The organism is Streptomyces sp. NPDC031064 (genome assembly GCF_055570965.1).
Map to the genome: position 1 here is coordinate 803,464 of NZ_JBVIGF010000003.1, position 25,622 is coordinate 829,085.

General features: G+C 73.0%; 23 protein-coding genes. 10 read left to right on the forward strand and 13 right to left on the reverse strand.

All coding sequences use genetic code 11. From position 1 onward, the window contains the following. The first annotated feature begins 39 nt into the window (after positions 1–39). Both ACZ46W_RS14695 and ACZ46W_RS14700 read left to right on the forward strand, forming a co-directional pair. Entirely contained in the window at positions 40–2,169 is a 2,130-nt protein-coding gene (locus ACZ46W_RS14695; protein ID WP_468336636.1) for a cellulase family glycosylhydrolase, read from the forward strand. 103 nt (positions 2,170–2,272) lie between these two features. Beyond that, positions 2,273–3,700, forward strand: coding sequence for an NCS2 family permease (locus ACZ46W_RS14700; RefSeq protein ID WP_468336639.1), 1,428 nt, complete (start codon positions 2,273–2,275; stop codon positions 3,698–3,700). Here ACZ46W_RS14700 and ACZ46W_RS14705 read toward each other — a convergent pair. Further along, the gene (locus ACZ46W_RS14705) at positions 3,697–4,569 is read right to left on the reverse strand and encodes an AraC family transcriptional regulator (RefSeq protein ID WP_468336642.1); all 873 of its coding nucleotides are present in this window, start codon (positions 4,567–4,569) and stop codon (positions 3,697–3,699) included. The two genes, ACZ46W_RS14700 and ACZ46W_RS14705, sit on opposite strands and share 4 nt — an antisense overlap. A 275-nt stretch (positions 4,570–4,844) precedes the next feature. On the opposite strand from ACZ46W_RS14705, the gene ACZ46W_RS14710 reads away from it, so the two are divergent. Next, positions 4,845–6,350, forward strand: a complete 1,506-nt coding sequence (locus ACZ46W_RS14710; protein WP_468336645.1) for an FAD-dependent monooxygenase — start codon at positions 4,845–4,847, stop codon at positions 6,348–6,350. 6 nt (positions 6,351–6,356) lie between these two features. On the opposite strand, the gene ACZ46W_RS14715 is transcribed toward ACZ46W_RS14710, so the two are convergent. The 7 genes from ACZ46W_RS14715 to ACZ46W_RS14745 form a co-directional block, all read right to left on the reverse strand. Further along, positions 6,357–6,752, reverse strand: a complete 396-nt coding sequence (locus tag ACZ46W_RS14715; protein WP_468337043.1) for a hypothetical protein — start codon at positions 6,750–6,752, stop codon at positions 6,357–6,359. A gap of 121 nt (positions 6,753–6,873) precedes the next feature. Further along, positions 6,874–8,322, reverse strand: a complete 1,449-nt coding sequence (locus ACZ46W_RS14720; RefSeq protein ID WP_468336648.1) for a peptidoglycan D,D-transpeptidase FtsI family protein — start codon at positions 8,320–8,322, stop codon at positions 6,874–6,876. Between the two features lie 77 nt (positions 8,323–8,399). Continuing rightward, positions 8,400–9,032 carry a response regulator gene (locus ACZ46W_RS14725; RefSeq protein WP_468337046.1) on the reverse strand — a complete coding sequence of 211 codons (633 nt, stop codon included), beginning with the start codon at positions 9,030–9,032 and terminating at the stop codon, positions 8,400–8,402. Positions 9,033–9,061: 29 nt separating this feature from the next. Continuing rightward, positions 9,062–10,312, reverse strand: coding sequence for a sensor histidine kinase (locus ACZ46W_RS14730; protein WP_468336651.1), 1,251 nt, complete (start codon positions 10,310–10,312; stop codon positions 9,062–9,064). Then, positions 10,309–11,259 carry a hypothetical protein gene (locus ACZ46W_RS14735; RefSeq protein ID WP_468336654.1) on the reverse strand — a complete coding sequence of 317 codons (951 nt, stop codon included), beginning with the start codon at positions 11,257–11,259 and terminating at the stop codon, positions 10,309–10,311. Before ACZ46W_RS14735 ends, ACZ46W_RS14730 begins: the two co-directional genes overlap by 4 nt. An 80-nt stretch (positions 11,260–11,339) precedes the next feature. Beyond that, complete coding sequence (locus ACZ46W_RS14740; protein WP_468336657.1) at positions 11,340–11,810, reverse strand: GNAT family N-acetyltransferase; 471 nt, start codon at positions 11,808–11,810, stop codon at positions 11,340–11,342. Then, the gene (locus ACZ46W_RS14745) at positions 11,810–12,580 is read right to left on the reverse strand and encodes an IclR family transcriptional regulator (protein ID WP_468336660.1); all 771 of its coding nucleotides are present in this window, start codon (positions 12,578–12,580) and stop codon (positions 11,810–11,812) included. The genes ACZ46W_RS14740 and ACZ46W_RS14745 overlap by 1 nt, the downstream gene beginning before the upstream one ends. A 119-nt stretch (positions 12,581–12,699) precedes the next feature. Here ACZ46W_RS14745 and ACZ46W_RS14750 point away from each other — a divergent pair, with 119 nt between their 5' ends. After that, complete coding sequence (locus ACZ46W_RS14750) at positions 12,700–14,229, forward strand: aldehyde dehydrogenase (NADP(+)) (RefSeq protein WP_468336663.1); 1,530 nt, start codon at positions 12,700–12,702, stop codon at positions 14,227–14,229. Between the two features lie 12 nt (positions 14,230–14,241). Here ACZ46W_RS14750 and ACZ46W_RS14755 read toward each other — a convergent pair whose 3' ends face one another. Further along, on the reverse strand, positions 14,242–15,243 hold the full coding sequence (locus tag ACZ46W_RS14755; protein WP_468336666.1) for a zinc-dependent alcohol dehydrogenase family protein: 1,002 nt from the start codon (positions 15,241–15,243) through the stop codon (positions 14,242–14,244). Between the two features lie 101 nt (positions 15,244–15,344). Between ACZ46W_RS14755 and ACZ46W_RS14760 the strand changes: the two genes are divergently transcribed. Beyond that, positions 15,345–16,259 carry an AraC family transcriptional regulator gene (locus ACZ46W_RS14760; RefSeq protein WP_468336669.1) on the forward strand — a complete coding sequence of 305 codons (915 nt, stop codon included), beginning with the start codon at positions 15,345–15,347 and terminating at the stop codon, positions 16,257–16,259. Here the strand turns inward: ACZ46W_RS14760 and ACZ46W_RS14765 are convergent. Further along, positions 16,210–17,625: an MFS transporter gene (locus tag ACZ46W_RS14765; RefSeq protein WP_468336672.1), complete on the reverse strand. Its 1,416-nt coding sequence runs from the start codon at positions 17,623–17,625 to the stop codon at positions 16,210–16,212. The genes ACZ46W_RS14760 and ACZ46W_RS14765 overlap by 50 nt on opposite strands. A gap of 71 nt (positions 17,626–17,696) precedes the next feature. On the opposite strand from ACZ46W_RS14765, the gene ACZ46W_RS14770 reads away from it, so the two are divergent. From ACZ46W_RS14770 to ACZ46W_RS14780, 3 genes are all read left to right on the forward strand, one after another. Continuing rightward, positions 17,697–18,683, forward strand: a complete 987-nt coding sequence (locus ACZ46W_RS14770) for a GlxA family transcriptional regulator (RefSeq protein WP_468336675.1) — start codon at positions 17,697–17,699, stop codon at positions 18,681–18,683. A 120-nt stretch (positions 18,684–18,803) separates the two neighbouring features. Then, positions 18,804–19,874 (forward strand): class I SAM-dependent methyltransferase, encoded by a 1,071-nt coding sequence (locus ACZ46W_RS14775; RefSeq protein WP_468336678.1) that lies wholly within the window; start codon positions 18,804–18,806, stop codon positions 19,872–19,874. Between the two features lie 3 nt (positions 19,875–19,877). Further along, a complete protein-coding gene (locus tag ACZ46W_RS14780) occupies positions 19,878–20,441 on the forward strand; it encodes a dihydrofolate reductase family protein (RefSeq protein ID WP_468336681.1) in 564 nt (187 codons plus the stop codon). 27 nt (positions 20,442–20,468) lie between these two features. Here the strand turns inward: ACZ46W_RS14780 and ACZ46W_RS14785 are convergent, their stop codons facing one another. After that, a complete protein-coding gene (locus ACZ46W_RS14785) occupies positions 20,469–21,386 on the reverse strand; it encodes a nuclease (protein ID WP_468336684.1) in 918 nt (305 codons plus the stop codon). A gap of 131 nt (positions 21,387–21,517) precedes the next feature. Here ACZ46W_RS14785 and ACZ46W_RS14790 point away from each other — a divergent pair, with 131 nt between their 5' ends. After that, complete coding sequence (locus ACZ46W_RS14790; protein ID WP_468336687.1) at positions 21,518–22,561, forward strand: aminotransferase class V-fold PLP-dependent enzyme; 1,044 nt, start codon at positions 21,518–21,520, stop codon at positions 22,559–22,561. 192 nt (positions 22,562–22,753) lie between these two features. Here the strand turns inward: ACZ46W_RS14790 and ACZ46W_RS14795 are convergent, their stop codons facing one another. After that, a complete protein-coding gene (locus ACZ46W_RS14795) occupies positions 22,754–23,362 on the reverse strand; it encodes a MarR family winged helix-turn-helix transcriptional regulator (RefSeq protein WP_468337049.1) in 609 nt (202 codons plus the stop codon). A 123-nt stretch (positions 23,363–23,485) separates the two neighbouring features. Between ACZ46W_RS14795 and ACZ46W_RS14800 the strand changes: the two genes are divergently transcribed. Further along, positions 23,486–24,565, forward strand: coding sequence for an alkene reductase (locus ACZ46W_RS14800; RefSeq protein ID WP_468336690.1), 1,080 nt, complete (start codon positions 23,486–23,488; stop codon positions 24,563–24,565). Positions 24,566–24,575: 10 nt separating this feature from the next. On the opposite strand, the gene ACZ46W_RS14805 is transcribed toward ACZ46W_RS14800, so the two are convergent. Then, positions 24,576–25,604 carry a LacI family DNA-binding transcriptional regulator gene (locus ACZ46W_RS14805; protein ID WP_468336693.1) on the reverse strand — a complete coding sequence of 343 codons (1,029 nt, stop codon included), beginning with the start codon at positions 25,602–25,604 and terminating at the stop codon, positions 24,576–24,578. Positions 25,605–25,622: the final 18 nt, after the last annotated feature.

Below are 25,622 nucleotides of genomic sequence, written 5' to 3' on the forward strand. Positions count from 1 at the left end.
GGGAGCGCTCCCACACCCATCGGAAGAAGGGCACACACAGTGGGACTGTCACGAACAGCGAGCAGGCTCCGCCGCGTCCGGGCGCTAATCGCCGCGGTGCTGACCGCCGGGTTACTGGTGGCCGCCGCCCCGGCGAGCGCCGGCCGGGCCGGTGACCCGGGGGCGGCGGCCGTCGCCGCTCCCGGGGACGACTGGCTGCACACCCGCGGCAACAAGATCGTCGACGCGAACGGCAACGAGGTCTGGCTGACCGGTGCCAACTGGTTCGGCTTCAACACCACCGAGCGCGTCTTCCACGGCCTGTGGTCCGGCAACATCACCGGCATCACCAGGTCGATGGCCGACCGGGGCATCAACATCGTCCGCGTGCCGATCTCCACCCAGCTCCTGCTGGAGTGGAAGAACGGCCAGGCCACCGTCCCGAACGTCAACACCCACGCCAACCCCGAGCTGGCCGGCAAGACCTCGCTGGAGGTCTTCGACCACTGGCTCGCCCTGTGCAAGCAGTACGGCATCAAGGTGATGCTCGACGTGCACAGCGCGGAGGCCGACAACTCCGGCCACGTGTACCCGGTGTGGTGGAAGGGCGCCATCACGCCCGAGCAGTTCTACAGCGCGTGGGAGTGGGTGACCGCGCGGTACAGGTACGACGACACCCTCGTCGCCATGGACGTCAAGAACGAGCCGCACGGCAAGGCGAACGAGACTCCGCGCGCCAAGTGGGACGGCTCGGCCGACCAGGACAACTTCAAGTACGCCTGCCAGACGGCGGGCAAGCGCATCCTGGCGGTCAACCCCGACCTGCTGGTGCTGTGCGAGGGCATCGAGGTGTACCCCAAGGCGGGCGTGAGCTGGACCTCCACCAACCCGGCCGACTACCACTCCACCTGGTGGGGCGGCAATCTGCGCGGCGTCCGCGACCACCCCGTGGACCTGGGGGCCGGCAACGACCAGTTGGTGTATTCGCCGCACGACTACGGGCCACTGGTGTACGCCCAGCCCTGGTTCAACGGTGACTGGAACCGCACCACCCTCGAACGGGACGTCTGGGACCCCAACTGGCTGTACCTGCACAAGGAGAACCGGGCCCCGCTGCTCATCGGAGAGTGGGGCGGCTTCCTCGACGGCGGACCGAACGAGAAGTGGATGAAGGCGCTGCGCGACCTCATCGCGGAGCACCGCATCCACCAGACCTTCTGGTGCGTCAACCCCAACTCCGGCGACACCGGCGGGCTGCTGCTCGACGACTGGAAGTCGTGGGACGAGCGGAAGTACGCCCTGCTGAAGCCCGCCCTGTGGCAGCACGGCGGCAAGTTCGTCAGCCTCGACCACGAGGTGCCGCTCGGCGGCACGGGCAGCACCACGGGCATCAGCCTCGGCCAGGTGTACGGGGGCGGCGGCCCCGGCGACCCGGCGGACACCACCGCGCCCACCGCCCCGGCCGGCCTGGTCGGCACGGCCGCCACGGCGACCAGCGTCTCGCTGTCGTGGACGGCGGCGACCGACAACGTGGGGGTGACCGGCTACGACGTGTACCGGGGCGCGGCCAGGGTGAACGCGGCGCCGGTGACCGGCACCGCGTACACCGACACCGGGCTCACGCCCTCCACCGCGTACACCTACGCGGTACGCGCCCGGGACGCGGCCGGCAACGTGTCGCCGCCGTCCGCGCCCGTGAGCGTCACCACCGCGCCGGGCGGCAGCCCGCCGGGCGCGGTGAAGGTCCGGTACCGGAACAACGACTCGTCGGCGACGGACAACGCCATCCGGCCCGGGCTCCAAGTGGTCAACACCGGCTCGGCCGCGCTCGACCTGAGCACCGTGTCCCTGCGCTACTACTTCACCCGGGACGGCGGCTCGCCCTCGGTCAGCGCCTGGTGCGACTACGCGGCCGTTGGCTGCGCCCAGGTGAGGCTCAGGGTGGTCCCGACGGCGACGCCGGTGGCGGGGGCGGACGCCTATCTGGAGGTGACGTTCGCCGCCGGGTCCCTGGCGGCCGGGCGTGACACCGGGGACATCCAGGTGCGGATGAGCAAGTCCGACTGGTCCGCCTTCAACGAGGCCGACGACTACAGCCGTTCGGCGTCGACCGCGTACACCGACGCCCCGGCGGTCCCGGCGTACACCGGCACCGCCCTGGCCTGGGGGACGCCGCCGCCCGGCGCCTGAGCCGGCGGGGGGATGGTCGTCGCGCGAGGTGTTACACGCCGTAAACCCGGAACGGCGCCCCGCGCGGCGACAATCGGTGCACCCCCGTCCGACGAGGAGTCCCATGACGGCAGCACAGGCGGCGGCACGGGCCGTCGACCGCCACTTCCGCATCAGCGCACGTGGATCGAGCTTCGCACGCGAGGTCCGCGGCGGGTTCGCCACCTTCTTCACGATGGCGTACATCCTGGTCCTCAACCCGATCATCCTGGGCGGTGTCGAGGACAAGTTCGGTACGCAGTTGTCCGGGGCCCAACTCGTCACCGTCACCGCCCTGGTGGCCGCCGTGATGACCGCCGTCATGGGGCTCGGCGGCAACCTCCCGCTCGCCGTCGCCGCCGGGCTGGGCCTCAACGCCGTCGTCGCCTTCCAGCTCGCCCCGCTGATGAGCTGGGCCGACGCGATGGGGCTGGTCGTCCTCGAAGGCATCCTCATCTGCGTCCTGGTCGTCACCGGGCTGCGCGAGGCGGTCATGGACGCCATCCCGCAGCAGTTGAAGCAGGCCATCAGCGTCGGCATCGGCCTGTTCATCGCGTTCATCGGCTTCATCGACGCGGGCTTCGTCACCCGCATCCCCGGCGACACCGGTACCGTCCCGGTCCAGCTCGGCGCCACCGGGCAGCTCGGCGGCTGGCCGGTCCTGGTCTTCTGCCTCGGCGTGCTGCTGACCATCGCGCTCATGGCGCGCAAGACGCGCGGCGCGATCCTGGTCTCCATCGTCGTCATGACCGTCGTCGCCATCGTCATCAACGAGCTGGCCGACATCGAGCCGCTCGCCTGGGGCCTGACCGTGCCGACCGTGCCCGACGACATCGTCGCCGCCCCCGACTTCGGCCTCGTCGGCTCCTTCAGCCTCTTCGGCGCGTTCGAGCAGGTCGGGGCCGTCACCCTGGTGCTGCTGGTGTTCACCCTCCTGCTGAGCGACTTCTTCGACACCATGGGCACGGTCGTCGGCGTCTCCAGCGAGGCGGGCCTCCTCGACGAGAACGGCAAGGTCCCGGGCATCGGCCGCATCCTGCTCATCGACGGCGCCGCGGCGGTCGCGGGCGGCGCCGCCTCCTCGTCCTCCAACACCTCGTACATCGAATCGGCCGCCGGCGTCGGGGAGGGCGCCCGCACCGGCTTCGCCTCGCTGGTCACCGGCGGCCTGTTCGCCGTGGCGCTCTTCCTCACCCCGCTCGCCACGGTCGTGCCCGCCCAGGCCGCCGCCCCCGCGCTGGTCGCGGTCGGCTTCCTGCTGATGGCACAGGTGCGTCACATCGACTGGGAGCGGTACGAGATCGCCATCCCGGCGTTCCTGACGGTCGCGGTCATGCCGTTCACGTACTCCATCACCAACGGCATCGGGGCCGGCTTCCTCGCCTACGTCGTCATCAAGACGGTCCTGGGAAAGGCCCGTGAGGTCCACCCGCTGCTGTGGGGAGCGGCGGCGCTGTTCGCGGTGTACTTCGCCATCGACCCGATCGAGCAGTGGGTGGGCGCCGGAAGCTAGGCCGAGTCCTGCTCCCGCTCCACCGGAAGCCACAGCTCGGCGTCGGCCTCGGTCCCGTCCGCCGACAGCCGGGTGCGCAGGATCTCCGGGCCGGGGCGGCCGCGGTACGGGTTGGACGGGAACCACTCGGTGAAGACGTCCCGCCACAGCGCCTGGATGGCGTCCGGCGCCCGCCCGGAGGTGGTGAAGACCGCCCAGGTGCCGGCCGGGACGGCCAGGCGGGCCGTGCCCTCGGGGGCGGCGGAGGACGTGATCACCGCGTGGTAGTAGTCGAGCTCGGTGCCCTCGGCGCGGCTCGGGTCCAGGTCGTCGCAGACCGAGACGATGCCGTCCGGCTCCTGGTCCGACAGGCGCTCCAGACGCTCCAGGGCCCGCGGCTCGATTCCGCGCACGAAATCGGTGATCGCCTTGTTCGGCCCCGTGTGGACCAGCGGCACCCGGGCTTTGAAGCCGACGACGGTGAAGTCCGGCCGGTCCGTTACGCGGTACCGCATGCTGCTGCTTCCTTCGATGGTCAGGCGGAAGGTCAGCCGGGGCTGGGAGACGAGCGCGGCACCGTCGCGGCGGGCCTCGCCCGGCCCGACCCCGTGCACGGCACGGAACGCCCGGGCGAACGCCTCGCCCGAGCCGTAGCCGTAACGCACCGCGATCTCCAGCAGCGAGTCACGTTTGGCGAGCACCTCGGCGCCCGCGACGGTGAGCCGCCGGCGCCGGATGTACTCCGACAGCGGCATGCCCGCGAGCGCGGAGAACATGCGGCGCAGGTGGTACTCCGAGGTGGCGGCGACGCGCGCCAGTTCGACCACGTCGATCGACCGGTCGAGCCGGTCCTCGATGTGCTCCATGGCCTGGTTGAGCCGCTCCAGCACCCCCGGCCTCCTTCCTCTTGGCGGTCACCACGCTAGGCGGCGCGCATACGGCCGGACCCGACATTCTGTGCCGGATGCGGTCGGGTGCCAGGAAGGAGGGGGCCTCAAAGACAAAGGCAAGGAGGTCGACCCACTCCTTGCCACTCTCAACGTATAGCGCACAGGGGGCCTTGCGGCAAGGCCCCCGTCCTGCTGGAGAATATCCGGCCGAAGCCAGAATTGGCAGAAATCAGTGATTCGCGCGGTATGTGCGCCTTGTCGTATGGGGGGTCCGGATGATCGACGTGATCGTGGCCGGTGGAGGACCGACCGGCCTGATGCTGGCCTGCGAGCTGCGGCTGCACGGTGTGCGCGTGGTGGTGCTGGAGAGGCTGGCGGAGCCGACCAGGCAGGCCCGCGCGCTCGGCCTCCATGTGCGCAGCATCGAGGTGATGGACCAGCGCGGCCTGCTGGAGCGGTTCCTGCCGCTCGGCCAGAAGTACGAGACGGGCGGGTTCTTCGCCGGTCTCGGCACGTCCTGGCCCGCGAGCCTGGACACCGCGCATTCGTACGTCCTGGGCATCCCGCAGAGCACCACGGAACGTCTGCTGACCGAGCGCGCCATCGAGCTGGGCGCCGACATCCGGCGCGGCTGCGAGCTGGTGGGGCTGAGCCAGGACGACGACGGGGTGACCGTCGAGCTGGCCGGTGGGGGCACCCCCGCCGATGAGGGCGCGGCCAATGGGGCTGCCGCCGGCAATGGGGGCACCCCCGCCGGGGGAGCCGGAGCCACGCGGCTGCGGGCCCGTTACCTCGTCGGCTGCGACGGGGGCCGCAGCACCGTGCGCAAGCTCCTCGGCGTGGGCTTCCCCGGCGAGCCGGCCAGGGTGGAGACGCTGCTGGGGGAGATGGAGGTGGCCGTGCCGCCGGAGGAGCTGGCGGCCGTGGTGGCGGAGGTCCGCAAGACCGAGTGGCGGTTCGGCACCATGCCCCTGGAAGGCGGGACGTACCGGGTCATCGTGCCCGCCGACGGGGTGGCCGAGGACCGCACGGTCCCGCCGACCCTGGAGGAGTTCAAGCGGCGGCTGCGGGACTTCGCCGGCACCGACTTCGGCGTGCACTCGCCCCGCTGGCTGTCCCGGTTCGGCGACGCCACCCGGCTGGCCGAGCGCTACCGCGTCGGCCGGGTGCTGCTGGCGGGCGACGCGGCGCACATCCACCCGCCGACCGGCGGGCAGGGGCTCAACCTCGGCATCCAGGACGCGTTCAACCTCGGCTGGAAACTGGCCGCCGAGGTGGCCGGCCGGGCACCGGAGGGACTGCTGGACACCTACCAGAGCGAGCGGCGCCCGGTGGCGGCCGACGTACTGGACAACACCCGGGCGCAGACGGAGCTGCTGTCCTCCGAGCCGGGCGCCCGGGCGGTGCGCCGGCTGATGGCGGAGCTGATCGAGTTCGAGGACGTGAACCGGTACCTCATCGAGAAGATCACCGCCATCGCGGTCCGCTACGACGTCGGCGACGGGCATGAACTGCTCGGCCGGCGGCTGCGGGACGTGACGCTGAAGCGGGGGCGCCTCTACGAGCTGACGCACGGCGGCCGCGGGCTGCTGCTCGACCAGACCGGCCGGCTGTCGGTGGCGGGCTGGGCGGACCGGGTCGACCACGTCGTCGACGTCAGCGAGGAACTGGACGTGCCGGCCGTCCTGTTGCGGCCGGACGGTCACGTGGCGTGGGTCGGTGACGACCAGCGGGAGCTGCTCGGCGCGCTGCCCACGTGGTTCGGCGCCGCGGCCGGCTGAGGCCGGTCACGTCCGGGGAGGGCGGGGCCCGGCCGGCCGGCGCTCGTACCGCAGCGCCACCCCCGTCGCCGCCGCGCCCAGGCCCTCCCAGAGCCCCACGCCCAGGAACCCGGCCGGGGCGCGGCCGGAGACGACCGCGAGGACGAACACCGCGCAGGTGAGGAGGCGGAAGGGAACCGTCCAGCGGAAGAAGGCCTTCCAGTCGGCCGACGCGGCGAGCATGTAGTACACGCCCATGTTGACCGCCGCCATCGACGAGGCGGTCAGGAACACCAGGGTGTGGTCGCCGTCCGCGCGCCGGGCGTCCGGTATGGGCGTGAAGCCCATGACCGTCAGCAGCGTGTCCGGGGCGATCAGCCCGACCGCGCCGAGAGCCGTGGCGAGCAGCCCGAAGACCGCCATGGTCCAGCCGGACGGGGAACGGGGGAGAAGACGGGGCAGCGGTCGCACGGCGGGTCCTCCTACGCACGGGGGTACGAAGGGCCTGCATACCGTGCGGCCGCCAACCGCCACCCACCGGGGGCTACTTCAGCGCCGCCGCCATCATCTTCTGCGCCACCGGAGCCGCCAGACCGTTGCCGCTGACCTCCGCGCGCCGGGCGTTGGAGTCCTCGATCAGCACCGCGACCGCGACCTCCTTGCCGGTCTCCGCGTCCTTGGCGTACGAGGTGAACCAGGCGTACGGCTTCTTGCTGTTCTCCACACCGCGCTGCGCCGTGCCCGTCTTGCCGCCCACCTCCGCGCCGTCGACCTTGGCGTTGGAGCCGGTGCCGTCCTCGACGACCGTGACCATCGCGCTGCGCAACTGCTCGGCGGTGGCGGAGGAGACGATCCGCCGCGCCTCCCCGTCCTCGTACGCGTTCAGGGTGTCGTCGTCCGCGTCCACGACCTTGGACACCATGTGGGGCGCCGCCAGCAGGCCGTCGTTGGCGATGGCGGCCGACACCATGGCGATCTGCAGCGGCGTGGCCGTCACATCGAACTGCCCGATGCCCGACAGCGCCGTCTGCGCCTTGTCCATCTCGGAGGGGTAGACGCTCGGGTACGCGCGCACCGGCACGTCCTGCTCGTCGTCGTTGAAGCCGAACTTCTCGGCCATCGCCCGCACCTTGTCCTTGCCCAGGTCGACGGCGAGCTTGCCGAAGACGTTGTTGCAGGAGTACTGGAGCGCCACGCGGATGGAGGCGTTCTCGCACGGGGCGGAGGGGTTCTCGTTCTCCAGGTCGGTGACGGTGCCCGGCATGCGGTACGGGTTGGGGCTCTTGGTGCGCTCGTCGACCGACCCGTACAGGCCGTTCTCCAGTGCCGCCGCCGCGACGACCAGCTTGAACGTGGAGCCGGGCGCCACCGGCTGCCGGATCGCCCGGTTCACCAGCGGCTTGTCCTCGTCGGTGGTCAGTCGCTTCCAGGCCTCGCCGTCCGTCGAGCCGGCGATGGCCGACGGGTCGTACGACGGGGTGCTGACCATGCCCAGGACGCGCCCGGTCTTCGGGTCGATCGCCACGGCCGCGCCCTTGACGTCGCCCAGCGCCTCGAACCCGGCCTTCTGCACCGCCGGGTCGATCGTCGTGAGCACATCACCCGGCTCGGTCCGCTCGCCGGTGAGCGCGCCGATCGGGTTCTTCAGCCGGGGGTCGGTGCCGTCCAGCACCTTGGAGTAGATGCCCTCCAACTGGTTCGACCCGTACGCCTGCGAGCTGTAGCCGGTCACGGCCGCGTACAGCTCGCCGTCCTTGTAGGTGCGCTTGTAGTGGAGGTCCCCGCTCCTGGTCTCCTTCGAGCCGGTGACCGGCGAACCGGCCACGATGATGTCCCCGAGCGGATGGGCGTACTGCGCGATGACGTTCCGCCGGTTGTGCTTGTCGTCCGCGAGCGCCCTGGCTTCGTACGCCTGAACCCAGGTCGCCCGGAGCAGCAGGGCGAACACCAGCAGCAGGGTGAAGACGGCGCTTCTTCTGATCGTCTTGTTCATCCCGTACACAAGGACGAACACGAGGGAACGGCGGGTTCCGGGATGCCGGTTTTCTCAGGAAACGTTCATCCAGGCGTTCACCCGCGCGGATCGGACGGGGTGATGAAGCCCGACTCGTACGCCGCGATCACCGCCTGGGTGCGGTCCCGCGCGCCCGTCTTGGCCAGCACCGCCGCCACGTGCGTCTTCGCCGTCGCCGGGCCGACGCCCATCCGCCGGGCGATCTCCGCGTTCGTCAGCCCCGTCGCCATCAGCCGCAGCACCTCCGCCTCCCGCTCCGTCAGCCTCGCCACCCACGGCGGGGCGGGCGCCGGGCGCCGCCGCGCGTACTCGGCCGCCAGGCCCCGCAGCGCCGCCGGGTACAGCAGCGAGTCGCTGCGCGCCACCAGCCGGACCGCCGCCACCAGGTCCTCCGCCGCCGCCCGCTTCAGCAGGAACCCGGCCGCCCCGGCGCGCAGCGCCTCGTACACGTAACTGTCGTTCTCGAACGTCGTCACCACCAGGACGCGCGGCCCCGGCTCCGGCGCCGACGCCAGGATCTGCTCGGTGGCGCGGATGCCGTCGATCTGCGGCATCCGTACGTCCATCAGGACCACGTCCGGCCGCTGCTCGCGCACCACGGACACCGCCTCCGCGCCGGTCGACGCCTCGCCCACCACCTCCAGACCGGGCTCGGCGTCCAGGATGACCCGCAGCGCGGTGCGCACCATCCGCTCGTCGTCCGCCAGGACGATCCGGATCACCGGGCACCTCCCGCCAGCGGCAGGCGGGCCGACAGCCGCCACACGCCGTCCACCGGGCGGGCCCCGGCGGTGCCGCCCAGCAGGCGCGCCCGTTCGCCGACGCCCCTGAGGCCGCGGCCGCCGCCGGGGCGGGCCACCGGGGGCCGGGCGGGCAGGGGGTTGTCCATGGTGATCTCCAACTCGTCCTCGTACCGCTCGATGGTCACCGTCACGGGCTCGCCGGCCGCGTGCCGGGCCGCGTTGGCCAGGCCCTCCTGGACGATCCGGTACGCCTCACGGGACACCGGCTCCGGTACGCCGGACACGTCACCGCCCCGCACCGTCAGCGACACGTGCCGCCCGGTCGCGGCCAGCAGCGCGTCCAGCGCCTCAAGGCCCGGCCGGCCCGGCAGCTCCCCGTCGTCCTCGCCCTGCCGCAACAGGCCGAGCACGGCGTCCAGTTCGCCGACCGTGCGGCGCGTGGTCTCCTCGATGGCCGCCAGCGCCTCGCGGACGAACCCGGGATCGCTGTCCAGCACCCTGCGCGCCGCGCCCGCCTGGAGCGTGACGGCGCTCAGCGCGTGGCCCACCGAGTCGTGCAGCTCCCGGGCGAGGCGGTTGCGTACGGCCAGTTCGGCGGCGCGCCGCTCGGCCGCCGCCAGCCGGTCGGCGGGCGTCGGCCCCAGCAGCAACGGCGCCTGCCGGGCCAGCAGCGCCCCGGCCCCGGCGGCCGCCGCCGCGAGGGCGACCAGCATCGCGAGGCCCGCGGGCACCCCGCCGTACACCAGCCACCGCTGGTCCAGCGACCAGAACTCCACGGCCGCGGCCTCCCGCAGGCCGGGCGAGAAGGGCAGGACCATGACCGTCACCGCGAACGGCGGCAGTGCCAGCGACGCCCCGCTGATCAGCCCGCCCAGCCCCACGTGCAGGGTGAACCACCCGGCGGTGCGCACCCGCGCCGCCCGTGACCTGGCCGGCCCGTCCGCGAACCGGTCCGCCGCGACCCCGCACAGCGTGCGCGCCACCGCCACCGACATGGGCCTGGCCAGCGGGAACAGCGCCGTCACGGCGGCCAGCGGCAGGGCGACGCCGTACGCCCCGAACTGCACCGCCAGGGAATTGGAGAACATCCCCGCCTCGTTCACGAACGGCCCGACGACCAGGGTGCCCAGCAGCCAGTACGGCATCAACAGCGCGCCGCCCAGGATCAGATGGACCCACCGCAGCCGTGCGCGCCGCCCGAACAGCGCCGTGACCGGTCTCCTCATGCCGCGCGCCGCCGCAGGAAGACGGCCACGCAGCAGCCCAGCAGAACCCCCGTGATCATTTCGCCAGCGTAGGCCAGCGCCATCGGCGCCGTCGCCTCGTCGGCCGGATCCGTCTGCGGCATCAGCACCGACAGCAGCAGCCAGCCGCCCCAGCAGCCCACCCCGCCCGACCCGACCCAGGCGAGAGCCAGCGGGACCTTCACCGGCAGGGCACGCCCGAGGCGGAACACCAGCATCAGTACGCCGGTGACGGCGGCGGCCGCGAAGAGCAGGCGCCCGCCCTCCAGAACGTAGAAATCGCTGGTGCGCTCGGCGGCCCGGGTCGCCGACAGCCCACGGGCGGAGCCCGAGATCCACAGCACGTGCAGCGCGGACGGCACCAGCAGGAGCGCCGAAGCGGCCACGGCGGTCGCCCGGACAGCGGCGGGCAGCAGCGCGGGGGACACATCGCGCACCCGGCCCCGCCACACCTGGCTCCAGCGGCCCCGCGCGTACAGCACGAACAACGTGCCGAGGGTCAGGCCCTGGACGATGAAACCGCCGTAGACGACGGAGAAGACCCACTCGTCGAGAAAGGGCTCAGCGGGCGCTGCCGGGCCCTCGCGGACCAGGAGCTGGGCGGGGAATCCCACCATGATCGGCGCCAGCAGCCCGGTCGCCACCCACATGGGGAACACCAGCAGCCACGCCCGCACCCTGGTTCCCCACCGCTGGGTGAACAGCAGCGCCAGGACGATCACGGCCGCGTCCATCGCCACGGTCACCAGGTTGAGGACGACCATCAGCCCCGGGTCGTCCAGCAGCGGGCTCCCGTCGGGGATGCCGACGTGGCTGCCGGACACCCAGGCGATCTTGAGCGTCAGGTACGGGACGCACGAGGCGATGGCGAGGGCGCGCAGCACCCGGCGGGCCGGGCCGGGCCGCGGGGACGACGTTGTCGTTGTCATGCCCCCCACGCTGCCGCCCACCCCCGCCCCCGCGCGTCCTGCCTGCCGGTGAACCCCCTCCGCCGCGCGGCGGAGACGGTTCAGCCGTCGAGGAGGAGCACCACCTCGTCGGTCTCCTCCCCGCGCGCGTGTGCGAAGCCCCGGTCGTGGCCGACGACGACGAAGCCGCACTTCTCCAGGACCCGGACCGAGCCCTTGTTGTCGGCGGCGGCCCGGGCGTGCAGCGGCCGTGCCGGTACGGCGTCCAGCAGCGCGCGCAGGGCGGCGGTCGCGATGCCCCGCCCCCAGTGGGCGCGGGCGACGGTGTACGTCACCTCCCGCCTGTCCGGCGGCCCGTACACCGCCGTGTGGCCGACGACCTCCCCGTCGGCGAGCACCGTCCGTACGACGGCGTCGGAGGCGAGCACGCGCCGCCAATGGGCGTCGGACCGCGCCCGGTCGACCGGGCCCTCGGCGGTGAAGGCGGCCATCCACCTGGCCTCGGGGTCCTGCGCATGGTCGAAGAAGACCGCCAGGTCGCTGTCCCTTACGTCGCGCAGGGTCACGTCCATCACAGCCGCCGCGTCGCCAGGGTCAGCCGGTCGCGGGCGTCGAAGAGGGCGTCCTTGATCATCTGCTCGTGCGCCGGGGTGAGCCGGGCGACCGGTACCGAGCAACTGATGGCGTCCCGTGCGGGGGTGCGGTAGGGGATCGCGACGCCGAAGCAGCGGAGGCCGAGGGTGTTCTCCTCGCGGTCAACGGCGTAGCCCTGGTCGCGGATGGCGTGGAGCTCCTCGATGAGCTTCTCGCGGTCGGTGATGGTGTGCTCGGTGAGCGCCGGGAGCGTCTCCGGGAGCATCTTGCGGACGTGCTCGTCGCTGTACGTGGCCAGCAGCGCCTTGCCGAGCGAGGTGGAGTGGGCGGGCAGCCGGCGCCCGACGCGGGTGAAGGGGCGCAGGTAGTGCTGGGACTGGCGGGTGGCGAGGTAGACGACGTTGGTGCCGTCGAGCCGGGCCAGGTGGATGGTCTCGGTGGTGTCGTCGGAGAGCCGGTCCAGCGTGGGGCGGGCGGCGGCGACGACCTCGTCGCCGTCGATGTAGGACGTGCCCACCAGCAGGGCGCGCACGCCGATCCCGTACCGCGTGCCCGTCGCGTCCGTCTCCACCCAGCCGAGCTCCACCAGGGTGCGCAGCAGCATGTACAGGCTGGACTTGGGGTAGCCGACGGCCTCCTGGACGGCGGCCAGGGAGTGCATGCCGGGGCTGCCCGCGAAGTACTCGAGGAGTTCCACCGTGCGGACGGCGGACTTGACCTGCGCCCCGCCGGAATCGGTAGCTGACATTCGACCTCGCCCCTCTTGTGACACGCCGCGCCCGGTTAATAGAGTCCCAGAGTCCCATTCATCATCAGGAACGCTGTTCAGAATACCGAACAACCACGCAGGGCTGGAAGGACGTAGCGGTGTCAGCAGCACAAGTCTGGAGTGTCGACCCCCGAACCGGGAAGCGGCGGGAACAGGTTGCCGTCGAAGCGACGGCCGAGGACGTCGACCGCGCCGTACGCGCCGCGCACTCCGCCCGTGGCGCGCTCGCCGACCGCGCGGTGCGTGCCGCGTTCCTGCGGACCGCCGCCGGCCTCCTCGACGAGGCCGGGGACCGGCTGGTGGCGGCGGCCGACGCCGAGACCGCCCTCGGCCCCGCCCGCCTGACCGGCGAACTGGCCCGCACCTGCTACCAACTGCGGGCGTTCGCCGGCATCGTCGACGAGGGCGCCTTCCTCGACGTCATCATCGACCACCCCGACGACACCGCCACGCCCCCCGTCCCGGACCTGCGCCGCTACAAGGTGCCGCTCGGCGTCGTCGCCGTCTACGCCGCCTCCAACTTCCCCTTCGCCTTCTCCGTGCCCGGCGGCGACACCGCCAGCGCGCTCGCCGCCGGCTGCCCCGTCGTCGTCAAGGCCCACCCCGACCACCCGGCCACCTCCGAGCTGGTCGCCGCCGTCCTCGGCCAGGCCGCCGCGCAGCACGACATCCCGCAGGCCGTCGTGGGCCTCGTCCACGGCTTCGAGGCGGGCGTCGAGCTGGTCAAGCACCCGCTGGTCGTCGCCGCCGGGTTCACCGGCTCGGTACGCGGCGGACGGGCGCTCTTCGACGCGGCGGCCGCCCGCCCCGTACCCATCCCCTTCCACGGCGAACTGGGCTCCCTCAACCCGGTCGTGGTCACCGAGGCGGCCGCCGCCGAGCGCGCCGGGGAGATCGGGACCGGGCTCGCCGGGTCGATGACCCTGGGAACCGGCCAGTTCTGCGTCAAGCCCGGCCTGGTGCTGGCGCCCACCGGGGCGGACGGCGACGAACTGGTCACCTCCCTCGCCGGCGCGGTCAAGGGCACCGGCGAGGGCGTGCTCCTCGACCACCGCATGCGGGACAACTTCGTCGCGGGCGTCGCCGAGCGGGCCGCGCTCCCGGACGTCGAGGCCCCCGTCACCCCCGGCGCCGGGGACGAGCACACCGTCAGCCCCGGCTTCCTGACCGTACCGGCCGCGAGGCTGGCCACCGAGGGCGCGCACGACGTGCTGCTGGAGGAGTGCTTCGGGCCGGTCACCGTCGTCGCCCGGTACGACAGCCCCGACGAGGTCAGCGCCGTCCTGTCACGGCTCCCCGGCAACCTCACCGCCACCGTCCACCTCTCCTCGGAGGAGGCGTCCGGCAAGGGCCGGGGCGCGGACATCCTGGCCGAACTCACGCCGCTCGCCGGCCGCGTGCTCGTCAACGGCTGGCCCACCGGCGTCGCCGTCGCCCCCGCCCAGCACCACGGCGGCCCCTACCCGGCCACCACCTCCACCTCCACGTCCGTGGGTTCCACCGCCGTCGAACGCTGGCTGCGCCCGGTCACCTACCAGTCCACGCCCGAGGCGCTGCTCCCGCCGGAGCTGCGCGACGACAATCCGCTGGGCCTGCCGCGCCGCGTGGACGGGCGGACGGAGCGCTGAGCGGGGCCACGCTCACACCCTGACGACGATCTTGCCGGTGTGGGTGTTGGACTCCATCAGCCGGTGGGCGTCGACGATCCGCTCCAGCCCGTCGAACGTCTCGGCGATCACCGGCGCCAGCGAGCCGTCGCGCAGTCCGGAACCGATGAACCCGGCGGCGCGGCGGCGGCCGGTCTCCGTGCGCATCAACGCGCCGTTGGCGTAGGTGTGCACGGTCTGCGGCCAGTTCATCGACAGCTCGACCGGGCGCGGGTCCAGCCACCCGTACAGCACCATCGTCCCGCCCGTCACCAGGGCGTCGCCCAGGGTGCGGAAGGCGGGGCCGCCGATCGCGTCGAAGGCCAGCGCGGCGCCGCGCCCGCCGGTGGCGGCGTGGACCTCCTTCACCAGGTCCGCGTCGTCCGTGGTGATCACATGGGCCGCGCCCAGGTCGAGCAGCCGCTGCCGCTTGTCCTTGGAGCGGGTGGTGGCGATCGGGACGGCCCCGACCCGGTTCGCGATCTGGATGGCCGTCGTCCCCACGCCGCTGGACGCACCCGTGATCACCACGTGGTCGCCCGCCTTGAGCCCGCCGGTCTCCAGCAGGCCGCCGTACGCGGTGGAGTATGTGAGCCACACCGCCGCCGACGTCACGGCGTCCACGCCCGAGGGGCGGCGGACCACCGACTCGACCGGGAGCACGACCGTGTGCGCGTACACGCCGTGGACGCCGAAGTCGAAGTTGGCCGCGGCCATCACCGGGTCGCCGGGCGCGAATGCGGTCACGCCCGCGCCGACCGCCTCCACCACCCCTGCCGCCTCGTAGCCGAGGCGTGAGCCGGGGAGCGTGGCCGGGTAGTAGTAGGTGCCCTCGCGGAAGAGTGCCTCGGCGCGGTTGAGGCCGATCGCCTCGACGCGGAACCGGACTTCGCCCGGCCCCGGCCCGCGCAGCTCGACGTCCTCGACCCGGAGGACCTCCGGACCGCCGAGCTCGTGGAAGACAACTGCCTTGGTGGTATCGGTGGTTGATGTCATGGCGACGACGCTATGCGGGGCGCGCGAGACGAACCATGTCTCAAAGACTCTTGTCCATGTCTGATCGTCTTCGAGAGGGCGGGGCACGGTACGGTGCGGCCATGGATGTGCTGAGCGACGCCATCGCCGCCATGCGCACGGGGCGCCCCCACTCGTCGCGGTCGGTCCGGTACGCGCCCTGGGGCGTGCGTTTCCCGGCCAGCAAGGGGGCGGGCTTCCACGTGGTGCTCCAGGGCTCCGCCTGGCTGCTGACGGACGACGCCCCGCCCCGGCGGCTCGGGCCCGGGGACGTGGTCTTCCTCGCCCACGGCTACGGGCACGGCCTCGCCGACGACCCGGCCACCCCACTGCGGGAGTTCGCGGTCCGGCCCGACGGCACCTGGCCGCCCATCCCCGATCCCGGCCCCGCCGACGGGCGGCCCGAGAACCTCCTGCTGTGCGGGGCCTACCAGTTGAGCAAGGCGCGGGCCCACCCCCTGCTGACCGACCTGCCCGACGTGATCCACCTGCCGGCCAGGGTCGGCGAGTACGCCTCCGTCCGCGCCGCCGTCGACCTGCTCGGCGCCGAACTCGCCCGTCCCGGGCCCGGTTCCGACGCGATCGTGCCCGCGCTCCTCGACACGCTCCTGGTCTACCTGCTGCGCACCTGGTGGCTCCAGGAGAGGGCGGACGAGCCCAGCGGCTGGGCCGGTGCCCTGAGCGACCCGGCCGTCAACGCCGCCCTCCAGGCCATCCACCGGGACCCGGCCCACCCCTGGACGGTGGAGGAACTCGGCGCGGAGGCGGGCCTGTCCCGGGCGGCCTTCGCCCGCCGCTTCACCGCCCTGACGGGCCGGCCGCCCCTGGCGTACCTCACCTGGTGGCGGATGACGACGGCCGGGAAGCTGTTGCGCGAGGACGACGCCCCGCTGCGCTCGGTCGCCGAACGGTCCGGCTACACCTCGGAGTTCGCCTTCGCCAAGGCGTTCAAGCGCGAGTACGGGATGGCGCCCGGCCAGTACCGGAAGGCGACCTGAGCCGGGTGGCCCCGAGCGCGGTGACCGTCATCAGCACGATGCCCAGGACGAGGCTGACGCGCATGCCGTGGACGAATCCGCCCGCGCCACCGCCCGGTTCACCCGCTCCCGCCACCAGCGACCCGAACACCGCGATGCTGAGGCCGCCCGCCGTCTGCCGCACCGCGTTCAGCAGGCCGGCCGCCGTGCCCGCCCGCTCGGCCGGTACGGCCTCCATCATCGCGGCGATCAGCGGCGGCAGGGCCAGCCCGCACCCCAGCGCGAGGGGCACCAGCGCCACGGCCACCAGCGCGAGGTGCGTGCCGCCGTCCACGTACAGCAGGAGCAGCATCCCCACGATCGCGACGACCTGTCCCGCCACGATCGGCAGCCGGGCGCCGTGCCGGGCGGCGATCTTCGCGGACAGGACGTTCACCGCCGCCAGCAGCCCCGTCATCGGCAGGAACATCAGTCCGGCGCCCAGCGGGGAAAGCCCCCGCACCTGCTGGAAGAAGAGGCTGAAGACGAACACCATGCCGTAGAAGGCCACGCTCGCCGCCGACCCGGCCGCCACCGACACCGCCACCGTCGTGGACCGGAACAGCCCCAGCGGCACCACCGGATGCGGGTGCCGCGCCTCGACCGCGAAGAACGCGGCGAACGCCACCAGGGCCACCCCCAGGGCCCACCAGCCCTCCCGCCCGCCTTCGATCGCCGCGAACGTCAGCGCGCCCAGCGCGAGCGTCGCGGTGAGCTGACCGGGTATGTCCAGCGGCGCCGGGCGCGGCCGTGAGCGCGCCACCCGGACCATCAGCGCGAGGGCGAGCAGCCCCAGCGGCAGGTTGATGAAGAAGATCCAGCGCCAGCTCCAGGCGCTGGTCAGGGCCCCGCCCGCGACCGGCCCCAGCGCCACCGCGACCGTGCCCCCCGCCGCCCACAGCGACACGGCGCGGGCCCGCCGCACCGGGTCGCCGTACGCCTCGCGCACCAGCGCCAGCGACGCGGGCAGCATCACGGCCGCGGCCAGGCCCTGCACGACCCGCGCGGCGATCAGCGCGGGCAGGCCGGGCGCCAGACCGCAGGCCGCCGAGGCGAGCGTGAAGACGACGACCCCGGCGGCGTACGCCCGGCTCGCGCCCACCCGGTCGGCGAGCGCGCCGGTGGACAGCAACAGTGCCGCGAACGCCAGGGTGTAGGCGTCCACCACCCACTGAAGCCCCGTCATCCCGCCGCCCAGGTCGCCGCCCATGGCCGGCAGGGCGACATTGACGACGGACGTGTCCAGGGTGATCAGGGCGAAGCCGAGCAGCGCGGCGCCCAGGGCGGCCCCGGTACGGGCGGCCGGAGCGGGGGGCGGTGTGCCGACGACAAGCGTTTCCGTGTGCATGCCGTCCACCTTCGCGATCTCGGCGCCCGTACAGTAGTGGCCCGAATGCCATACGTCCGGAGGATCTGGCCATGGGAACTCCCCATCGGGTCGCGGTGATCGCGGCTCCGCCCGTGTCGATGTTCAACCTCGCCATCCCCGAGATGCTGTTCGCGAAGGTGGAGGTCGACGGGAGGCCGGGGTACGAGACGGTGATCTGCGCCCCCGACCCCGGCCCCGTCACCACCACCGGAGGCCTGGACATCCACGTCCCGCACGGCCTGGACGCCCTGGAGACGGCCGGCACCGTGGTCGTCACGGGCACCGGATGCCGCGAGAACCCCGACCGGCGGGTCGTCGAGGCGCTGCGGCGCGCCGCCGACGACGGCAAGCGGCTCGCGTCCATCTGCACCGGCGCGTTCGTGCTCGCGGCGGCCGGCCTGCTGGACGGGCGGAGTGCGACCACCTACTGGCAGTACACGCGGGAACTGGCCGAGCGGTACCCAGCCGTCGACCTGCGCCAGGAGGTGCTGTTCGTCGACGGGGGCGACATTCTGACGTCGTCGGGATACGCGGCCGGCATCGACCTGTGCCTGCACCTCGTCCGCACCGACTACGGCGCCGCCGTCGCCAACGAGGTCGCCCGGCAGGCGCTCGTCGCACCCGTACGGCCCGGCGGCCAGACCCAGTTCACGCACACCCCGCTGCCGCCCGAGCGCGGCGTCGCCTGCGCCGACACCCGTGGCTGGGCCATGCGCCACCTCGACCGGCCGCTCACCCTGACCGACCTGGCTCGGCACGCCGGCGTCAGCGTCCGCACCCTCACGCGCCGCTTCCACGCCGAGAGCGGCATGAGCCCCCTCCAGTGGCTGCTGCACCAGCGCGTCGAGCGGGCCAGGGAGCTGCTGGAGACCACCGAACTCCCCATGGACCAGGTCGCGCGGGCCTGCGGACTGGGCACCGCCGACTCGCTGCGCGCCCACGTCGTGCGCCGCACCGGCCTGACCCCGAGCGCCTACCGCGCCGCCTTCAGCCGCCTCGCGACCGCCACCCGGCCCCGGTCGTCGTCCCCTTCATGAGCCGATACGCCACCCGCCGGGAGGTGCTGCGGCTCGCCGTCACCACTCCGTAAGGCCCCGGGGCGTGATCACGGCGTAACGTGACGAACAGGAGGAAACCGCACGAGGTGAGGAGCGGCCATGACCACCCCGGACCCCGCCCGGCAAGAGGCGTTCGCCGAGCTGATGGTCGACGTGCTCAACAAGGGCGCGCTGGCCCTCCTCACCAGCGTCGGCCACCAGACCGGCCTGTTCGACACCATGAGCGCCCTGCCGCCCGCCACGAGCGCCGGGATCGCCGAGGCGGCGGACCTCGACGAGCGGTACGTACGCGAGTGGCTCGGCGGCATGGTGGTGGGCGGCATCGTCGAGTACGAGCCGGAGGGCGCCACCTACCGGCTGCCGCCGGAACACGCGGCCTCGCTCACCACGGCCGCCGGCCCCGACAACCTCGCCGGGATGATGCCCTACATCGCCCTGATGGGCGAGGTCGAGCAGCGGGTCGTCGCCGCCTTCCGGAACGGCGGCGGCGTCCCGTACTCGGCGTACCCGCGCTTCCAGGCCCTCCAGGCCCAGGAGACGGCCCGCGTGTACGACACGGCCCTCGTCGACACGATCATCCCGCTGGTCCCGGGCCTCACCGAGCGGCTGCGCGACGGCATCGACGTCCTGGACGTCGGCACCGGCCAGGGCCACGCACCGCTCGTCCTGGCCCAGGCCTTCCCCCGCAGCCGATTCCACGGCCTCGACCGGTCGGAGGACGGCATCGCGGCGGCCCGCCGGGAGGCCGAGCGGCTGTCCCTGGACAACCTCCGCTACACGGTCGCCGACTCCACGGACATCACCGGCCGGTACGACCTGATCACCGCCTTCGACGTCATCCACGACCTGGCCCGCCCGCAGGAGACCCTCGACGCCGTCGCCGCGTCCCTCCGTGACGGCGGCACCTTCCTGATGGGCGACATCGCCGCTTCCAGCAACCTGGAGGAGAACATCGGCCACCCCTTCGGACCCTCGCTCTTCGGCTTCTCGGTCTTCTACTGCATGACCACCTCCCTGAGCACCGGAGGCGCCGGACTCGGCACGGTCTGGGGCGAACAGACCGCCCGCCGCATGCTGGAGGAGGCGGGCTTCACCGACGTCCGGGTCCGCTCGATCGAGGGGAACCCGCTGGACGTCTACTACGTGGCGACGACCGCAGAGGCGAGGTAACCGATGGGAAAGATCACCCTGTTCATGTCCGTGTCCGTGGACGGCTTCATGGAGGGGCCGGACCGCGACATCGGCTGGCACCAGGTCGACGACGAGCTGCACAGCCACTTCAACGACGAACTCGCCAGGCTGGGGGCCTTCCTCTCCGGGCGCGTCACCCACGAGCTGATGGCCGGGTTCTGGCCGACGGCCGACTCCGACCCCGCCATCACCGGTCCCATGCGGGAGTTCGCGGGCATCTGGCGGGAGAAGCCCAAGTACGTGTTCTCCAGCACCCTTCAGGAGGCCGGCTGGAACACCACCGTCGTCCGGGACGTCGACCCCGAGGACATCGCGGCGCTCAAGAAGCAGTACCCGGGCGGCCTGGCGCTCAGCGGTGCCGACCTGGCCGAGGCGTTCAGGCGGCACGACCTGGTCGACGAGTACCGCCTCTACGTCCACCCCGTCATCATCGGTCGCGGCAAGCCCCTGTTCCGGGACTCGGACACCAGGACCGCGCTGCGGCTCGCCGAGACGCGGGCCTTCGGCAACGGGGTCGTGCTTCTGCGGTACGAGCGGGCGCGCTAGAGCCTGTACGAGAGGACCGGACAGGTCCTAGTCGGCGCCGACGAGTCTCGGAGACGGCGTCAGGTTCAGCCGCGCCACGGCCTCGGGGACGTCCTGGGGCCAGATCCACAGCCGGTAGACCGGGTCGACGCGGAACCAGTCCTCCTGCCCGTGGAGCAGCCGGGTGCGCATGTCCACGCAGTACCGCTCCCGCCAGGAGCGGAGGTCGGCCGGCCGCAGTTTCTCGTCCTTGTCGACCTTCCGCTTCGTGACGTCGAAGAGGTCCTCCATCGCCCGGTACTCGTATCCCAGCAGGGTGGCGGGTTCCTCCCAGATGCCGCGCTGCTCCGTCATCGCCTTCTCGGCGGCGGACAGCAGGATCGGCAGGTCGAGCTCGCCCGGGATGGAGGGGTAGAGGATGAACGTCGGTGACCAGCCGGCCGCGACGAGATCCAGGTTGAACGTCGCCCGCTGCTCCCGGGTGAGGGTGGCGAGTTCGTCCTTCTCGTAGGCGGGGGCGAGGTACGCCAGCAGGCGGTCGTCGGGGGCGAACGGGGTGTCGGCGACGCGGATGAAGAGGTGGCGGTCGGCCTTGCCGGGCCTTGCGAGCCGGGCGGTCATGTTCTCGCGGCTGAAGTCGGACGCGGCCTTGCCCTGCCGGTACTGGAGGGTGCCCGCTTTGCCGGTCTCCAGCTTCGGGAGCATGAACTCGCCGAGGCCGTGGGAGATGGGCGCGATGCCCTTGCGGATCCACTCGGCCAACTGCTGAAACTCCTTGTCGACCCTCGCCGCGCCCTTTTCGGACCTGGCGGTCACTTCCGGGGTGTCGACGGAGAGCATGCGGACCGGCATCCTGATTTTCGGGGTGTCGCCGTCGTTCGTGGGCGTATCGACCCACGGCTGCGATCCGAGCGACTCAAGGGTCACACCGGCCGGCGACCACAGGACCTGTATGGGATCGATCATGATGGGGACTCCCGCCCGGTGGATGCGGTTGGCTGCGCGGAGCTCCACTTCCAGCATCACGCGCGCGCCGAACCCCGGCAACCGCACGGAACGCGATTGACCGGGTGTGGCCCGCGGCACAGGGTAGGGGCATGGAAACCCCTCTTGGTGGCGCCGAGTTCGCGCCCGCGCTGACGTACCTGAACACCTCCCGCTGCGGGCTGCTGCCCCGCCGGACCGTGGCGGCCGTGACCGCGCTGGCGGAGGGGCTCGCCGCGGGGACGGCGGGCGGGTCGGGGAGTTTCGAGGCCGTGGACGGCGCGCGGAGCGGCTTCGCGCGGGTGGCGGGGGTGCCTCCGGAGCGGGTCGCCGTGGGCAGTTCGGTCGCCGTCCACGTGGGGCTGGTGGCGAACTCGCTGCCCGCCGGGGCGGAAGTGCTGTTCGTGGACGGCGACTTCGGCTCGCTGATCACGCCGTTCACGGTGCGCGGGGACCTCAAGGCGCGGTTCGTGGCGCTGGAGGACCTGGCGGACGCGGTACGGCCCGGGACGGCGCTCGTGGCGTTCTCGTCCGTCCAGTCGGCGGACGGGAGGGTGGCCGACCTGGCCGCGGTACGGGAGGCGGCGGCCGCGCACGGGGCGCGTACGCTCGTCGACACGACCCAGTCGGCGGGGTGGCTGCCGCTGGACGCGGGGGCGTACGACTACACCGTGACGGGTGGGTTCAAGTTCCTGATGTGCCCCCGGGGCGCGTCGTTCCTCACCGTCACGGAGGAGGCGCAGGAGTCGCTGGCGCCCATCCACGCGGGCTGGTTCGCCGCCGAGGACCTGGACGACCCGTACGGCCCGGCCGCCCGGCTCGCCGGCTCCGCCCGCCGGTACGACGAGCCGCCCGCCTTCCTCTCGTACCACGGGGCCGAGCAGTCCCTCGCGCTGCTCGGCGAGATCGGCGTCGACGCGGTGCACGCCCACGCCACGGGGCTCGCCGCCCGCTTCCGGGAGGGCCTGGCCGGGCTGGGCCACCGGCCGGTGCCCGGCGACTCGGCCATCGTCGCCGTCCCGGGCCTGGGGGCCCGGCACGCGGAGCTGGCGGCGGCGGGCGTCGTCGTCTCCGCCCGCGCCGGCAACCTCCGGGCCGCCTTCCACCTCTACAACTCGGCCGCCGACGTGGACCGCGCACTGAACGCCCTGTCCTGACCGCCCCCCGGACGGCCGCGGCCCCCTGAGACCACCCGAGCCGGGCGCGCCTAGGCGGGCCACGGCCGAGCCGTCCGCCGGGCCCGGCGCCGCGTCCGCCGAAGCTCTGATGCCCGCGTCGGCCGGGCGCGCCTGCGCCGGGCCGCGCCCGAGCCGGGCCGCCTACGCGGGCCGCGCCCGAGCCGCGTCCGCCTACGCGGGCCGCGCCCGAGCCGCGTCCGCCGGGTCCGGCGCCGCCGCGTCCGCCGAAGCTCCGGTGGCCGCGGCAGTCGGGGGTTCCGTGCCGGGCATTCCGGGGCAGCCGGCGGTCTCGCCGCACAGGTTCGCCTCGACCTTGCCCAGGAGCCGGGCCAGCTCGGCGCGCTCGTGCGCGTCGAGACCGGCGAGGGTGTGCTCCTCCAGGTCGCACCAGGCGGCCTTCACCTCGGTGAGCAGCGAGCAGCTCGCGCCGGTGGCCTCGACGAGGACCGCCCTCCGGTCGGCGGGGTCGGGGGAGCGGCGTACGTGGCCGGTCTGCTCCAGGCGCTGGAGCATCTTGGTGACCGTGGAGGGGTCGAGGTCGACGGCCTTGATCAGCTCGGACTGGCGCACCGGCCCGGTGTCCCACAGGTACATCATCACGAACTCCTGGCCCGGGTAGATCCCGGCGGCCTTGAGGAACTTGCCCGCGGCGATGCGGTGCAGCCGGGCCACCCGCGCCAGGGTGTGGCTGAGGGGTCCGCCGCGTGCCGCCGAGGGCAGCGCGTCGGCACAGGCGGAGGCGGGCTCGGCGCCCGCCGAGGAGTGGTGGGGGGCGGACATCGGGGTCTCCTCGTGGGGTGTCCGGACGATGCTCACGATTTTACCTTGGTCGGCCAATGAATGCGCTACAGTGGCGTCAGGCAGAAATCCTTGGCCGACCACATAACGCTCTGGGAGCCTCCGATGACCACAGCTTTCGACCCCATCGACCTGTCCGGCACGCAGCTCGCCAACCGCATCGCCATGGCCCCGATGACCCGCAGCAGGGCCGGCGCCGGCCGGGTGCCGACCGACCTCACGGCCGAGTACTACGCCCAGCGCGCCTCGGCCGGCCTGATCATCACCGAGGGCATCCAGCCCTCCCCGGTCGGCCAGGGCTACCCCGACACCCCCGGCCTGCACAGCGACGAGCAGACCGCCGCCTGGCGCAAGGTCACCGACGCGGTGCACGCCAAGGGCGGCAGGATCTTCGCCCAGATCATGCACTCCGGCCGCATCGGCCACCCCGACCTGCTGGCCGACCAGCCCGGCGAGCTGCGCCCGGTGGCCCCCTCGGCCGTCGCCGCCAAGGGGCAGGTCTACACCGCCGAGGGCCCCAAGGACTTCGTCACCCCGCACGAGCTCACCGACGCCGAGGTACGCGAGACGATCGCCGACTTCGTGGCCGCCGCCCGCAACGCCGTGGCCGCCGGATTCGACGGCGTCGAGCTGCACGGCGCCAACGGCTACCTGATCCACCAGTTCCTGGCCCCGAACACCAACCGGCGCACCGACGCCTGGGGCGGCTCCGCCGAGGGCCGCGCCCGCTTCGCCGCCGAGGTCGTCAAGGCGGTCGCCGCCGAGATCGGCCCGGAGCGCACCGGCCTCAGGATCTCGCCCGGGAACCCGTTCAACGACATCGACGAGCCCGAGCCGGAGGAGACGTACACCGCCCTCGTGGCCGCCCTCGAACCGCTCGGGATCGCCTACCTGCACGTCCTGGAGAGCGGCCCGGCCTCCCGCGAGTTCACCCTGGAGCTGCGTAAGCGGTTCTCCGGCACCCTGGTGCTCAACCCGGCCACCGAGGGCCCGACCAGCGCCGAGGAACTGGCGCTGGTCGAGAACGGCACCGCCGACATCGTGGCGTTCGGCGCCCTGTTCCTCGCCAACCCCGACCTGCCGGCCCGCCTCAAGGCCAACGGCCCGTACAACACCCCGGACACCGCCACCTTCTACGGCGGCGACCACCGCGGCTACACGGACTACCCGGCCCTGGTCGGCTGAGCCGGAAGCCTCACGCCGACTCGCGGCGTACCAGCTCGGTGGGGAGGATGACCGCGGCGGCCTCCTCCCCGCCTATGCGGGCCAGCAGCATCCGCACCATCTCGGCGCTGATGCGGTCCCACGGCTGGCGGATCGTGGTGAGCGGGGGCCGGGCCTGGAGCGCGGCCGACGAGTCGTCGAAGCCGCCCACCGCCACGTCCTCCGGCACCCGCCGCCCGCCCCGCGCCAGCGCGTCGAGCACGCCCTGCGCCATCAGGTCCGACGCCACGAACACCGCGTCCACGTCCGGCGCCCGCTCCAGCAGCAGCGTGCCCGCCGCCTCGCCGCTCGCCCGGCCGTAGTCGCCCGGCACGATCAGCGACTCGTCGGCCGGCAGCCCGCACTCCGCCAGCGTCTCCCGGTACCCCGCGAGCCGCTCCACCCCGCCCGGGGTGTCCTCCGGGCCGGTCACCGTGGCGATGCGGCGGCGCCCCGACGCGTACAGGTAGCGCACCATCTCCCGCGCGCCCTCCCGGTCGTCCGCCGCCACGTAACTGACCTTCGACGTCTGGCCCAGCGGCTTGCCGCACGCCACCAGCGGAACGCCCGCCCGGCGCAACCGCTCCACCACCGGGTCCCCGGAGCGGCTGGAAACCAGCAACACCCCGTCGACGTGGCCCGCCTCGATGTACCGCAGGTTGCGCCGCCGCTCGGCGGCGGTGCCCGCGATCATCAGCAGCAGCGGGATGTCCCGGTCGGCCAGCGCCTGGGTGCAGCCGCGCAGCAGCACGTTGAAGTTCGGGTCCTCGAAGAACCGCTCCTGCGGCTCGGTCAGCAGGAACGCCACCGAGTCCGACTTGCCGGTGATCAGCGAGCGGGCGTGCCGGTTCACGACGTAACCCGTCTTGCGGATCGCCGCGTTGACCGCGTCCTGGGCGGCGGGGCTGACGTAGTGCCCGCCGTTGAGGACACGCGAGACCGTGCCCCGGGAGACCCCTGCCTCCCGGGCCACGTCATGGATGGTCGGCGGCCGGCGACGGCCCTCCGTGCTGCGGCTCATGCTTCCTGTTCCCCTCGT